This is a genomic window from Pseudomonas fluorescens, assembly GCF_000802965.1.
Lineage (GTDB): Bacteria > Pseudomonadota > Gammaproteobacteria > Pseudomonadales > Pseudomonadaceae > Aquipseudomonas > Aquipseudomonas fluorescens_A.
On sequence record NZ_JSAK01000036.1, the window covers coordinates 26,322 to 41,011 of the forward strand.

General features: G+C 59.5%; 10 protein-coding genes. 2 read left to right on the plus strand and 8 right to left on the minus strand.

The window, feature by feature from the left end; genetic code table 11:
* Window positions 1-59: 59 nt before the first annotated feature.
* From rpsA to mtnA, 8 genes are all read right to left on the minus strand, one after another.
* Window positions 60-1,751: a 30S ribosomal protein S1 gene (gene rpsA, locus NL64_RS26465; protein ID WP_034151020.1), complete on the minus strand. Its 1,692-nt coding sequence runs from the start codon at window positions 1,749-1,751 to the stop codon at window positions 60-62.
* A gap of 119 nt (window positions 1,752-1,870) precedes the next feature.
* Entirely contained in the window at window positions 1,871-2,560 is a 690-nt protein-coding gene (cmk, locus tag NL64_RS26470; protein WP_034151021.1) for a (d)CMP kinase, read from the minus strand.
* Window positions 2,557-4,764, minus strand: coding sequence for a bifunctional prephenate dehydrogenase/3-phosphoshikimate 1-carboxyvinyltransferase (locus tag NL64_RS26475; RefSeq protein WP_034151074.1), 2,208 nt, complete (start codon window positions 4,762-4,764; stop codon window positions 2,557-2,559). The genes cmk and NL64_RS26475 overlap by 4 nt, the downstream gene beginning before the upstream one ends.
* Before the next feature lie 28 nt (window positions 4,765-4,792).
* On the minus strand, window positions 4,793-5,905 hold the full coding sequence (gene hisC, locus NL64_RS26480; protein ID WP_034151022.1) for a histidinol-phosphate transaminase: 1,113 nt from the start codon (window positions 5,903-5,905) through the stop codon (window positions 4,793-4,795).
* Between the two features lie 13 nt (window positions 5,906-5,918).
* On the minus strand, window positions 5,919-7,013 hold the full coding sequence (gene pheA, locus NL64_RS26485) for a prephenate dehydratase (RefSeq protein WP_027620100.1): 1,095 nt from the start codon (window positions 7,011-7,013) through the stop codon (window positions 5,919-5,921).
* Window positions 7,013-8,098, minus strand: a complete 1,086-nt coding sequence (gene serC, locus NL64_RS26490) for a 3-phosphoserine/phosphohydroxythreonine transaminase (RefSeq protein ID WP_034151023.1) — start codon at window positions 8,096-8,098, stop codon at window positions 7,013-7,015. Before serC ends, pheA begins: the two co-directional genes overlap by 1 nt.
* A 235-nt stretch (window positions 8,099-8,333) precedes the next feature.
* A complete protein-coding gene (gene gyrA, locus NL64_RS26495; protein ID WP_034151024.1) occupies window positions 8,334-10,988 on the minus strand; it encodes a DNA gyrase subunit A in 2,655 nt (884 codons plus the stop codon).
* Between the two features lie 423 nt (window positions 10,989-11,411).
* Complete coding sequence (gene mtnA, locus NL64_RS26500; protein ID WP_034151025.1) at window positions 11,412-12,488, minus strand: S-methyl-5-thioribose-1-phosphate isomerase; 1,077 nt, start codon at window positions 12,486-12,488, stop codon at window positions 11,412-11,414.
* Between the two features lie 108 nt (window positions 12,489-12,596).
* On the opposite strand from mtnA, the gene NL64_RS26505 reads away from it, so the two are divergent.
* Together NL64_RS26505 and ubiG are read left to right on the plus strand one after the other, a co-directional pair.
* Complete coding sequence (locus tag NL64_RS26505) at window positions 12,597-13,928, plus strand: TRZ/ATZ family hydrolase (protein WP_034151026.1); 1,332 nt, start codon at window positions 12,597-12,599, stop codon at window positions 13,926-13,928.
* A gap of 59 nt (window positions 13,929-13,987) precedes the next feature.
* On the plus strand, window positions 13,988-14,686 hold the full coding sequence (gene ubiG, locus NL64_RS26510; protein ID WP_034151027.1) for a bifunctional 2-polyprenyl-6-hydroxyphenol methylase/3-demethylubiquinol 3-O-methyltransferase UbiG: 699 nt from the start codon (window positions 13,988-13,990) through the stop codon (window positions 14,684-14,686).
* The last annotated feature ends 4 nt before the right edge of the window (window positions 14,687-14,690 follow it).

Genomic DNA, 14,690 nt, shown 5'->3' on the forward strand with positions numbered 1-14,690 from the left:
AAATTCCAGGCACAAAAAAGGGCGACCGAAGTCGCCCTTTTTCTATGGTCGGACAGAACTTAGTTCTGCTTTTCCATTTGTGCACGCAACAGGTCGCCCAGAGTGGTAGGACCAGCAGCGATGTCAGCAGCAGGCTTGTCTTTCAAGCTCTGGATTGCTTCTTTCTCTTCAGCATCGTCTTTCGACTTGATGGAGAGCTGGATTACACGGCTCTTGCGGTCAACGCTGATGATCTTGGCTTCTACTTCCTGGCCTTCTTTCAGAACGTTGCGCGCGTCTTCAACGCGGTCACGGCTGATTTCGGAGGCTTTCAGAGTCGCTTCGATATCGTCGGCCAGAGTGATGATGGCGCCTTTAGCGTCAACTTCTTTCACGATGCCTTTAACGATTGCGCCTTTGTCGTTCTCTTGAACGTACTCGGAGAACGGATCGCTTTCCAGTTGCTTGATACCCAGGGAGATGCGCTCGCGCTCTGGGTCAACCGACAGGATAACGGTGTCCAGCTCGTCGCCTTTCTTGAAGCGGCGTACGGCCTCTTCGCCCACTTCGTTCCAGGAGATGTCGGACAGGTGAACCAGACCGTCGATGCCGCCGTCCAGACCAATGAAGATACCGAAATCGGTGATCGACTTGATGGTGCCGGAGATTTTATCGCCCTTGTTGAACTGGCCAGAGAAATCTTCCCATGGGTTAGATTTGCACTGCTTGATGCCGAGGGAGATACGACGACGCTCTTCGTCGATGTCCAGAACCATAACTTCCACTTCGTCGCCGACTTGTACGACTTTCGAAGGGTGGATGTTCTTGTTGGTCCAGTCCATTTCGGAAACGTGTACCAGGCCTTCAACGCCTTCTTCCAGCTCAGCGAAGCAGCCGTAGTCGGTCAGGTTGGTTACACGTGCGGTAACGCGAGTGCTTTCTGGGTAACGGGCTTTGATAGCAACCCATGGATCTTCGCCCAGTTGCTTCAGGCCCAGGGAAACACGATTGCGCTCGCGATCGTACTTCAGAACCTTGACATCGATCTCGTCGCCAACGTTGACGATTTCGGAAGGATGCTTGATACGCTTCCAAGCCATGTCGGTAATGTGCAGCAGGCCATCGACGCCACCCAGATCGACGAATGCGCCGTAATCGGTGAGGTTCTTGACGATACCTTTGACTTGTTGGCCTTCCTGCAGGGATTCCAGCAGAGCTTCGCGCTCGGCGGAGTTCTCGGCTTCCAGGACGCTACGACGGGAAACGACAACGTTGTTGCGCTTCTGGTCCAGCTTGATGACCTTGAATTCCAGCTCTTTGCCTTCCAGGTGCGTGGTGTCGCGCACTGGACGGACGTCAACCAGAGAACCTGGCAGGAACGCACGGATGCCGTTAACGTCGACAGTGAAGCCGCCTTTAACCTTACCGTTGATAACGCCCTTGACCACTTCTTCGGCTGCGAAGGCAGCTTCCAGAACAATCCAGCATTCAGCGCGCTTGGCTTTTTCACGGGACAGCTTGGTTTCGCCAAAGCCGTCTTCTACCGAGTCCAGAGCAACGTGAACTTCGTCACCGACATTGATAGTCAGATCGCCAGCGTCGTTGTAGAACTGCTCAAGCGGGATGAGTGCTTCAGACTTCAGGCCAGCGTGAACGGTTACCCAGCGAGCCTGGTAATCGATATCAACGATAACACCGGTGATGATGGAGCCTGCCTGAAGATTCAGGGTTTTTAGGCTTTCTTCAAAGAGTTCCGCAAAGCTTTCGCTCATTTTAATTCCTGTTGATGAGGGCGAAGAATACGCCCATCTCCACACCCCAGACGGTGTGGGTTAGTTTCATTTAGAAGAAGCACCCCAGGACTATGACTGGTCCCCTGCGGCCTTCTTGGTCACCCGGCGATATCGCGAATGGCGATCTCGCTCATGATGCGTTCCAGCACCTGGTCGATGGACAATTCCGTGGAATCCAGCTGAATGGCGTCAGCCGCCGGCTTGAGCGGGGCTACCGCTCGCTGGGTGTCACGCTCATCGCGTGCACGTATCTCATCTAGCAGACTCGACAGACTAACACCATCGACTTTGCCCTTCAACTGCAAGTAGCGACGGCGCGCACGCTCCTCGGCACTGGCAGTGAGGAAAATCTTCAGCGGCGCATCCGGAAAAACCACCGTACCCATGTCACGACCATCGGCCACCAGGCCTGGCGCCTCCTGGAATGCACGCTGGCGTTGCAGCAGCGCCTCGCGCACCGCGGGCAATGCAGCCACTTGGGACGCACCCGAGCCAACGCTTTCGGTACGGATGACATCGCTGACTTCGTCACCTTCCAGAATGATGCGTTGCAACTGACCTTCGGTCGCCGCAATGAATTGCACATCCAGATGAGCGGCAAGTTTTTTCAGCAGCTCTTCATTGGTCAGGTCGACGCCATGGTTATGCGCGGCGAAAGCCAGCAAACGGTACAGCGCACCGGAATCCAGCAGATTCCAGCCAAGGCGCTTGGCCAGAATTCCGGCGACGGTGCCCTTACCGGAGCCGCTTGGCCCATCAATGGTGATGACCGGTGCAATGTTTTTCACGACTGAGCCTCTTGGGCGACGCGGATGCCGACCTGCGCGCACAGCGCGAGGAAGTTGGGGAACGACGTCGCGACGTTGGCGCAATCATGGATGCGGATCGGCGCAGTGGCGCACAGCGAAGCAACGCTGAAGGCCATGGAGATCCGGTGATCGCCGTGGCCGTGCACTTCGCCGCCGCCGATCTGGCCGCCATCAATAATGATGCCGTCCGGAGTCGGTTCGCATTTGACGCCCAGCGCCAGCAAGCCATCAGCCATGACCTGAATACGGTCCGACTCTTTGACCCGCAACTCTTCGGCACCGCGCAGCACGGTACGCCCTTCAGCGCAGGCGGCGGCGACGAACAGTACCGGGAATTCGTCGATGGCCAGCGGAACCAGCTCCTCGGGAATCTCGATACCTTTGAGTTTAGCTGCACGTACGCGCAAGTCAGCTACCGGCTCGCCACCCACTTCACGCTGGTTTTCCAGGGTGATGTCGGCGCCCATCAGGCGCAGGATGTCGATCACGCCGGTACGGGTCGGGTTGATGCCGACGTGTTCAAGCACCAGCTCGGAGCCTTCAGCGATCGAAGCCGCCACCAGGAAGAACGCCGACGACGAGATATCGCCCGGTACTTCAATGTGGGTCGCGGTCAGCTTGCTGCCGGACTCGACGGATGCGGTTGCACCGTTGACGGTAACCGGGTAGCCGAAGCCGCGCAGCATGCGTTCGGTGTGGTCACGGGTCGGCGCAGGTTCGGTGACGGTGGTCTTGCCTTCGGCATACAGACCCGCCAGCAACAGGCAGGACTTAACCTGGGCACTGGCCATCGGCATGGTGTACGTCAGGCCTTTGAGCTTGTTGCCGCCGCGGATGACCATCGGTGGACGGCCTTCGGCGGAGGTTTCGATCACGGCGCCCATTTCACGCAGTGGATTGGCCACGCGATTCATCGGGCGCTTGGACAGCGAAGCGTCACCGGTCAGGGTGCTGTCGAAGTTCTGCGCAGCCAGCAGGCCGGACAGCAGACGCATCGAAGTACCGGAGTTGCCCAGATAGATCGGACCCGGCGCAGGCTTCAGACCATGCAGGCCGACGCCGTGAATGGTCACGCGACCATGGTGCGGACCTTCGATCACAACACCCATGTCACGAAAGGCCTGCAAGGTTGCCAGGGCATCTTCGCCCTCGAGGAAACCTTCCACTTCGGTAACGCCTTCAGCCAGGGAGCCGAGCATGATCGAACGGTGGGAAATCGATTTGTCACCTGGTACGCGAATCCGACCGGACAGGCGGCCACCAGGTTGAGCCAGGAAAATCAGATCGTTGGAATTCATAGCGTCCACATAGGCCCGACGGGCCAGGATTTTACTGAAATGCTCGCGGGCAACCCGGGCGCGAGTGAAAACGCCCAACAATTGGTGCCCATCCCCTGCATCGACCGCGTCGCGCAAGGCGTCGAGGTCGCTGCGAAATGTATCGAGTGTGCGCAGGACAGCTTCGCGGTTGGCGAGGAAGATGTCGTGCCACATGACCGGGTCGCTTCCGGCGATTCTTGTGAAATCGCGGAAACCGCCCGCAGCGTAACGGAAGATCTCAAGATTTTCATTGCGCTTGGCCAACGAGTCGACCAAACCGAATGCCAGCAAGTGCGGCAGATGGCTCGTCGCCGCCAGCACTTCGTCGTGACGTTCGACCTGCATGTGCTCGACATCGGCGCCCAATTCACGCCACAACCGGTCGACCACTGCCAAGGCTGCCGGATCGGTTTGATCCAGTGGCGTCAAAATCACTTTATGGCGACGGAACAGTTCGGCATTGGAGGCTTCCACCCCGCTCTGCTCGGAACCGGCAATCGGGTGACCCGGCACGAAACGTGGCGGCATGCCGCCAAACGCTTCGGTGGCCGCGCGCACCACGTTGCCCTTGGCGCTGCCGACGTCGGTCAAAATCGCCTGCCCAAGATCCATGCCGGCCAATCGACCCAGCATTTTTTCCATGGCAAGGATCGGGATAGCGAGCTGAATCACGTCGGCACCCTGGCAAGCTGCCGCCAGGTCTTCTTCGCAGCGATCCACTACACCCAATTCAACTGCCAGTTTGCGCGACTGCGGATCGAGATCAACGCCGACCACTTCGCGGCACAAGCCACTTTCACGCAAACCCTTGGCGAACGAACCACCGATCAACCCCAGACCAACCACCACCAGGCGCCCGATCATAGGTTCAGCAGATTGCAGTGCAGTGACATCAACCACGAGCCAGAACCTTGGTCAGCGCCTCAAGGAAGCGACTGTTTTCCGCGGGCAAACCGATGGTGATACGCAGATGGTTCGGCATGCCGTAGTTGGCCACCGGACGCACGATCACGCCTTCGCGCAGCAAGCCCTGGAACACCGGAGCCGCAACCTGACCGAGATCGACGCAGATAAAGTTGCCTTTGGAAGGAATCCAGGTCAGCCCCAGCTCGCGGAAACCCGCTTCCAGTTGCTGCATGCCCGCCTCGTTCAGGCTACGGCTTTCCGCCAGGTAATCGGCGTCTTGCAACGCAGCGCAAGCAGCGGCCAAGGCCAGGCTGTTGACGTTGAACGGTTGACGCACGCGGTTCAGCACATCGGCGACCACTGCGGTGGACAAGCCGTAACCGACCCGCAACGCCGCCAAGCCATAGGCCTTGGAGAACGTACGCGATACCAGCAAGTTCGGATAAGCCGCGAGGAAGTCCAGACCATCCGGCAGATCGCTGCCTTCGGCGTACTCGATGTAGGCCTCGTCCAGCACGACCAGCACGTGCTCCGGCACGTCCTGGAGGAATTCGTCCAGCGCCTCGGTATCGAACCAGGTCCCGGTCGGGTTGTTCGGGTTGGCGATGAACACCACGCGGGTGTCGGCATCGATCGCCGCCAGCATGGCTGGCAGGTCATGACCCCAGTTCTTCGCCGGAATCACTTTTGCCGTGGCGCCAACGGCCTGGGTCACGATCGGATAGACCGCAAACGCATGCTCACTGAACACCGCATTCAAGCCTGGAGCCAGGTACGCGCGGGCAACCAGTTCCAGAATGTCGTTGGAGCCATTGCCCAGCGTCACCTGATTCAGCTCGACGCGGCATTGCTCAGCCAACAGGGACTTGAGCGCAAAGCCGTTGCCGTCCGGATAACGGGTCAGCTCGGCCAATGCATCGCGGATGGCTGCCAGCGCCTTGGGGCTGGCGCCCAGCGGGTTTTCGTTGCTCGCCAGCTTGACGATGCTGGCCGGATCGAGATTCAGCTCACGCGCCAGTTCGTCCACGGGTTTGCCCGGAACATAAGGCGAAAGTTGTTGCACGCCTGGCTGTGCCAGGGCGAGGAAATTGCCACTCATTTGCTACCGCCCCTTAGAGAACTGCTTTCGGGTAGGAACCCAGCACTTTGAGTGCTACTGCTTCCTGACTGATCTTTTCCAGCACACCTTTTACCAGCGGATCGCGGTGGTGGCCGACAAAGTCGATGAAGAACACGTAGGTCCATTTGCCGCTGCGCGACGGACGGGTCTCGATGCGCGTCAGATCGATGCCGTTATCATGGAACGGCACCAGCAACTCGTGAAGTGCACCGGGCTTGTTGCTCATGGAGACAATGATCGAAGTCTTGTCGTCGCCGGTCGGCGGTACTTCCTGGTTGCCGATCATGAGGAAGCGCGTGGAGTTGTCCGGGCGATCCTCGATCTTCTCGGCCAGTCGGGTCAGGCCATACAGGCCGGCCGCCATGTCGCCGGCAATCGCCGCCGAGTTCCACTCGCCTTTTACCCGCTTGGCCGCTTCGGCATTGCTGGAAACCGCCACGCGCTCGACATTCGGGTAGTGGGCGTCCAGCCACTTGCGGCACTGGGCCAGGGACTGGGCGTGGGAATAGATGCGGCTGATGCTGTCGGTCTTGGTGTTTTCACCGACCAACAGGTGATGGTGGATACGCAGCTCGACTTCACCGCAGATCACCATGTCGTGTTCGAGGAAGCTGTCGAGGGTGTGGTTGACCGCGCCTTCGGTGGAGTTCTCCACCGGAACCACGCCAAAGTTCACTGCACCCGCCGCCACTTCACGGAACACTTCATCGATCGCCGCCATCGGCTTGCTGATCACGGCGTGGCCGAAGTGCTTCATGGCCGCCGCTTGCGTGAACGTACCCTCAGGACCGAGGTACGCCACTTTCAGCGGCTGCTCAAGGGCGAGGCACGAGGACATGATTTCACGAAACAGCCGCGCCATCTCTTCGTTGCCCAGCGGCCCCTGATTGCGCTCCATGACACGCTTGAGCACCTGAGCTTCACGCTCAGGACGATAGAACACCGGCACTTCGCCTTCGGCCAGCGAGGCCATCTTTACTCGCGCGACTTCCTGGGCGCAACGCGCACGCTCACTGATCAGCTCCAGGACTTTAGTGTCCAGAGCATCAATGCGAACGCGCAGTGCCTTGAGTTCTTGCTCAGACATTAGCCGTGTTCCTTCTCGAACTCTGCCATGTACGAGATCAGTGCGTTGACCGCAACGATGTCGACGGCGTTATAGATGGAGGCGCGCATGCCGCCCACGGAACGGTGACCCTTGAGGTTCAGCAGGCCGCGCTCGTCGGCGCCCGCCAGGAACGGCTTGTCCAGACGATCGTCAGCGAGACGGAACGGCACGTTCATCCACGAGCGGTCCGACTTGTTGATCGGGTTGCTGTAGAGGCCGCTGGCGTCGATGAAATCGTACAGTGTGCGCTGCTTCACTTCATTGAGCTTGCCAATGGCTTCGACACCGCCCTGCTCTTTCAGCCACTCGAACACCAGGCCGGACAGGTACCAGGCCAGGGTTGGCGGCGTGTTGTACATCGAGCCGTTATCGGCCGCGACTTTGTAGTTGAGCATGGTCGGGCACAGGGAACGGGCGTGACCCAGCAGGTCTTCGCGGACGATGTTGACCACGATGCCGCTCGGGCCGATGTTTTTCTGGGCGCCGGCGTAGATCATGCCGAAACGGGAAACGTCCACCGGACGCGACAGGATGTCCGAAGACATGTCGGCTACCAACGGCACATCACCGGTTTCCGGGATCCACTGGAATTCCAGGCCACCGATGGTTTCGTTCGGCGCGTAGTGAACGTAGGCCGCGTCTTTCGACAGCTTCCATTCGTTCTGGCCGGGAATGGCGAAATAGTCGTAAGGCTTGGCGGTGGCGGCAACGTTGACGTGGCCGTAGCGCGAAGCTTCTTCGATGGCTTTCTGCGACCAGATACCGGTGTCGATATAGTCGGCCGAGCCGTTTTCCGGCAACAGGTTCAGAGGAATCTGAGCAAATTGCTGGCTGGCGCCGCCTTGCAGAAACAGCACTTTATAGTTCGAGGGGATATTCAGCAGATCACGCAGATCCTGCTCTGCCTTGGTGGCGATGGACACGAACTCATCACTGCGATGGCTCATTTCCATGACCGAAAGGCCCTTGCCGTGCCAATCAAGCAGTTCGCCCTGGGCGCGTTTCAGGACAGCTTCAGGAAGCGCCGCAGGACCGGCACAGAAGTTATAGGCTCTCTTGCTCACATCCAATCTCGCTCTGATTTGGTGGTATCACAATAAATCTTTGAATCCGTGAAACTGAAACTCATGAATCGCTCGACCTGTAGGAGCTGTCGAGCTCCAGCGAGGCTGCGATCTTTTGATCTTCACCCGAAGAAGCAAGATCAAAAGATCGCAGCCTTCGGCAGCTCCTACACAAACAATTCATGCGGGACAAACAACAAGGGGGCGAATTTTCATCCGCCCCCTGTTTGTCCGCTTACTCTTGTGGCTCTTCGTCAGCGGCGGCGTCGAGTTGCTGATAGTCAACGACGTCGTCGATCACGACCTCACCGTCGAACTCTACACTCTCTTCACCTTCAAGCTCTTCGCCCTCGACTTCCGAAGGCTCCTGAACCCGCTCAAGGCCGACCAGGGTTTCATCCTTGGCCAGTTTGATCAGGGTCACGCCCTGGGTGTTACGACCCAGGCTGGAGACTTCGTCGACACGAGTACGCACCAGGGTGCCCTGGTCGGAAATCAACATGATTTCCTCACCATCAAGCACCTGGACCGCGCCGACCAGACGGCCGTTACGCTCGTTGCTGACCATGGCGATAACGCCCTGACCGCCCCGCTTGTACTCAGGGAACTCGGTGATCGCCGTACGCTTGCCGTAGCCACGCTCGGAAGCAGTGAGGATCTCGCTGCCTTCTTCCGGGATCAGCATGGAAATCAGCTTCTGGCCTTCCGGCAGACGCATGCCGCGCACACCGCGAGCGGTACGGCCCATGGCGCGAACGTCGGATTCCTTGAAGCGCGTCACTTTGCCGCCGTCGGAGAACAGCATGACTTCACGCTCGCCATCGGTGATGGCCGCGCTGATCAATACGTCGCCTTCGTCCAGCTCCAGCGCGATCAAACCGACGCTGCGCTGACGGCTGAAGGATTCCAGCGGGGTCTTCTTCACGGTGCCTTTGGCAGTCGCCATGAAGATGAAGTGACCTTCGGTGTATTCCTCGACCGGCAGCATGGTGGTGATGTATTCATCACTGTCCAGCGGCAGCAGGTTGACCAGCGGACGACCACGGGCAGCGCGGGACGCTTCCGGGATTTCGTAGGTTTTCAGCCAGTACACCTTGCCCTTGCTGGAGAACAGCAGCAGCGTGGTGTGACTGTTGGCAACCAGCAGGTGAGCGATGTAGTCCTCATCCTTGACGCCGGTCGCCGACTTGCCTTTACCGCCACGACGCTGGGCCTGGTACGCAGCCAGAGGCTGGGTCTTGGCGTAGCCACCGTGGGAAATGGTCACGACGCGCTCTTCTTCCGGGATCATGTCACCCAGGGTCAGGTCGAGACGGGCATCGAGAATCTCGGTGCGACGCACATCGCCGTATTCGGCGCGGATCACTTCCAGCTCTTCGCGGATCACTTCCATCAGGCGCGTGGCGCTGTTGAGGATGCGGATCAGCTCGCCGATCTGGTTGAGGATCTCTTGATACTCGGCCAGCAGTTTTTCGTGTTCCAGACCGGTCAGGCGGTGCAGACGCAGCTCCAGAATGGCTTGCGCCTGCTCTGGCGACAGGAAGTACTTGCCTTCGCGCAGACCGTATTGCGGATCGAGGTTTTCCGGACGGCACGAATCGGCGCCGGCACGCTCGACCATTGCCACCACGGCGGAGGATTCCCAAGGCGTGCTGACCAGCGCTTCCTTGGCTTCCGACGGGGTTGGCGAGGCCTTGATCAGGGCGATGACCGGGTCGATGTTCGACAGGGCTACCGCTTGACCTTCAAGGATGTGACCACGCTCGCGCGCCTTGCGCAGTTCGAACACGGTACGGCGGGTAACGACTTCGCGGCGGTGACGGACGAAGGCTTCCAGCAGGTCCTTGAGGTTCAGGATCCGTGGACGGCCGTCGATCAGCGCGACGATGTTGATACCGAACACCGCTTGCAGCTGGGTCTGGGCGTAGAGGTTGTTGAGGATCACCTCAGGCACTTCGCCACGACGCAGCTCGATCACGACGCGCATACCGTCCTTGTCGGACTCATCGCGCAGTTCGGTGATGCCTTCGAGCTTCTTCTCTTTAACCAGCTCGGCGATCTTCTCGATCAGACGCGCCTTGTTCAGCTGGTAAGGGAGTTCGGTGATGACGATCTGCTGACGGCCACCGACCTTGTCGATGTCTTCGATCATCGAGCGGGCGCGCATGTAAATGCGGCCGCGACCGGTGCGGTAGGCTTCGATGATGCCGGCGCGACCGTTGATGATCGCAGCGGTCGGGAAGTCCGGACCCGGGATGTATTGCATCAGCTCGTCGACAGTCAGCTCGGGGTTGTCGATGAGTGCCAGGCAACCGTCGATGACTTCACCGAGGTTGTGCGGCGGAATGTTGGTTGCCATGCCCACGGCGATACCGCTGGAGCCGTTGACCAACAGGTTGGGAATACGGGTCGGCATGACCGCCGGGATCATTTCGGTGCCGTCGTAGTTCGGCACCCAGTCCACGGTTTCTTTATGCAGGTCAGCCAGCAGCTCGTGCGCCAGCTTGGTCATGCGCACTTCGGTGTATCGCATGGCCGCGGCGTTGTCGCCGTCCACCGAACCGAAGTTGCCCTGGCCATCTACCAGCAGGTAGCGCAGGGAGAATGGCTGCGCCATCCGAACGATGGTGTCGTACACCGCGGTATCACCGTGCGGGTGATACTTACCGATCACGTCACCGACAACACGGGCAGATTTCTTGTACGGCTTGTTGAAGTCGTTGCCCAGCTCGCTCATCGCGAACAGCACGCGCCGGTGCACGGGCTTCAAGCCATCGCGCGCATCCGGCAGTGCCCGCCCGACAATTACGCTCATCGCGTAGTCGAGGTAGGACTGCTTCAGCTCGTCTTCGATATTGACCGGGAGGATTTCTTTGGCCAGTTCGCCCATGAGAAGCCTGATTCCTTTTTCTGGTGAAACTTCGTCACATCCATATGGGACGAACGAAGCTCGCCGCTGCAGGCTGAGTGCCATGCACCGACTTACGACAAATCAACGAGTTATGCCATGGATCTGCGCAGTAAAGGTCGCCCCTTGGGGCAACCTTGGAAACCGCCGGATGTTATCACAAGAGCCGCCACGCACCTATCCCCCAGATGCGCATGGAGCATAGTTAGTTGACCGGTGACAGGCTTGACGGGGATCTGAGAGGCTCAGAGCCTGATTGATTGAAGAATTTCAGACTGAATTGGGCTTATTCATTGCTTTGTAGGACCTCATCGCGGGCAAGCCCGCTCCCACAGGGTCCTGTTGCGCTAACAAAACTTGTGGGAGCGGGCTTGCCCGCGATGGCAATTCGGCAGAAACCGAAAATCAATGCAGGCGCTTGCGGCACATCAACTGCGCCATTTTCGCGGTATCCGGGCGCTCGACGATGCCTTTTTCTGTAACGATCGCATCGATCAAGTCGGCCGGGGTCACGTCGAACACCGGGTTGAACGCTTCGACATCAGCCCCGACCCGCTTGCCACCCACTTCCAGCAATTCGCGACCATCACGCTCTTCAATCGGGATGTCGTCGCCACTGGCCAGGTTCATGTCGATGGTCGAACTCGGCGCCACCACCATGAAACGCACGCCGTGATGCATGGCGTTGACCGCCAGTTGATAGGTGCCGATTTTGTTCGCCACGTCACCATTGGCGGTGATCCGGTCTGCGCCAACGATGACCCAGGTAGGGCCTTTGGTCTTCATGATATGCGCTGCCGCGGAATCGACATTGAGGGTCACAGGAATGCCTTCGTTGGCCAGCTCCCACGCGGTCAGTCGCGAGCCCTGCAACCATGGACGGGTTTCGTCGACATAGACGCGCTCGACCATGCCTTCAATGAAAGCACCACGAATCACCCCCAGCGCCGTGCCGAAACCACCGGTGGCCAGCGCGCCAGTGTTGCAGTGGGTCAGGATCGCCTGGGCGTTGCCCTGATGCTTGCGGATCAGATCCACACCCAGTTGCGCCATGGTCAGGTTGGCCTCCCGATCACTTTCATGAATGGCGATCGCCTCCGCCTCCAGCGCCACCAGCGGATCGGCATTTTCTTTCAGTCGATCGAGCCGGTCGTGCATGCGACCCAGCGCCCAGAACAGGTTGACTGCAGTGGGGCGGGAATCGGCGAGCAGCATGAAGTCCTCTTCCAGCGCCGCGTACCAGTCGCCACCTTCGGCCAGACGGGCACGGGCTGCCAAGACGATGCCATAGGCCGCACTGATACCAATCGCCGGAGCACCGCGCACCACCATCGAACGAATGGCCTCGGCCACGCCAGCCGCGCTGGTGTAGGCAATCCAGGTTTCTTCGAACGGCAAAATACGCTGATCCAGCAGGTACAGGGCGCCATCACGCCAATCGATGGCCTTCACTTTCTCCGCAGCCAACAGTCGATCGCGCATCCCACACCCCGCACTCATGAACAAAAGCCGCCGATTATAGCGATCCCCCCGCGAAGACGCTCGGGTATACTTCGCCATCCTTTACAAAAGCACTGGAACCAATCCTCGATGCCGAACACTGCCGCTGCGCTCGACCTGTTATTGCTGCCAACCTGGCTGGTACCCGTCGAACCCGCTGGCGTTGTCCTCAAGGATCATGCCTTGGGCATCCGCGACGGGCGCATCGCATTCATCGGGCCACGCTCCGCCGCCCTGAAGCTTAACGCAACCGAAGTCCGCGAACTGCCGGACATGTTGCTCAGCCCGGGCCTGATCAACGCCCATGGGCATGCGGCGATGACGCTGTTTCGTGGCCTTGCCGATGACTTGCCACTAATGACCTGGCTGGAAAATCACATCTGGCCAGCCGAAGCCAAGTGGGTCGACGAAGCCTTTGTGCGCGACGGCACCGACCTGGCGATCGCCGAACAGCTCAAAGGTGGCATCACCTGCTTCTCTGACATGTATTTCTTCCCGAAGGTTGCCAGCGAACGCGTGCACAACAGCGGCATTCGCGCGCAGATTGCAATCCCGATCCTCGATTTCCCGATTCCGGGTGCCGCCACCGCGGACGAAGCCATTCGTCAGGGCGTGGAATTGTTTGGCGATCTCAAGCACCACGAACGCATCAAAGTCACCTTCGGCCCCCACGCACCCTATACCGTGCGCGATGAAAACCTGGAAAAAATCCGGGTGATCGCCGAAGAACTGGACGCGTCGATCCACATGCACGTGCACGAAACCGCCTTTGAAGTGCAGCAGTCGGTCGAACAACGCGGCGAGCGCCCGTTGGCCCGACTCGCGCGTCTCGGCATGCTGGGGCCGCGTTTCCAGGCCGTTCATATGACCCAGATCAGCGAGGAAGACCTGGCGCTGCTGGTAGAAAGCAACACCAATGTGATTCATTGCCCGGAGTCGAACCTGAAGCTGGCCAGTGGTTTCTGCCCGGTGGAGCGCCTGTGGCAGGCTGGCGTGAATGTCGCCGTCGGCACTGATGGCGCCGCCAGCAATAATGACCTGGACCTGCTCGGCGAAACTCGCACCGCCGCCCTGCTAGCCAAAGCGGTTGCGGGCTCGGCCACCGCGCTGGATGCCCATCGCGCCCTGCGCATGGCCACCCTCAATGGCGCCCGTGCGTTCGGAATCGAAGCAGAGGTTGGCTCGCTGGAAGTCGGCAAAGCGGCCGACATCGTGGCATTCGATCTCTCCGGCCTGGCTCAGCAACCGGTCTACGACCCGGTTTCGCAGCTTATCTACGCCACCGGTCGAGACTGCGTAAAACACCTCTGGGTCGCCGGTAAACAATTGCTCGACGATCGGCGCCTGACGCGCCTGGATGAAGAACAACTGGTCACCACCGCCAAGGCCTGGGGCCAACGCATAAGCGGCCGCACCGAATAGTGAGTCCCCCGGACTCACCGCCGGGGCAACAGGATTTTTCAAGTTTTAGAGGACTGAACATGAGCAACGTCGACTACGCCGAAATCGCCAAATTCGAAGCCCTGGCCCACCGCTGGTGGGACCGCGAAAGCGAGTTCAAACCACTGCACGACATCAACCCGCTGCGGGTCAACTGGATTGACGAACGGGTCAACCTGGCCGGCAAGAAAGTCCTCGACGTCGGTTGCGGCGGCGGCATTCTCAGCGAAGCCATGGCCCAACGCGGCGCGACCGTAACCGGCATCGACATGGGCGAAGCGCCGCTGGCGGTCGCGCAGTTGCATCAGCTGGAATCCGGAGTCAACGTCGAATACCGGCAGATCACCGCCGAAGCCCTGGCCGAAGAAATGCCCGAGCAGTTCGACGTGGTCACCTGCCTTGAAATGCTCGAACACGTACCGGACCCGTCCTCGGTAATCCGCGCCTGCTTCAAAATGGTCAAGCCGGGCGGCCAGGTGTTCTTCTCCACCATCAACCGCAACCCGAAGGCGTACCTGTTCGCCATCGTCGGCGCCGAATACATCATGAAGTTGTTGCCGCGCGGCACTCACGACTTCAAGAAATTCATCCGTCCTTCCGAACTCGGTGCCTGGAGCCGCATGGCCGGCCTGACCGTCAAGGACATCATCGGCCTGACCTACAACCCGCTGACCAAGCACTACAAACTGGCGTCCGATGTGGACGTCAACTACATGATCCAGACCCTGCGCGAGGAGTAAGCCG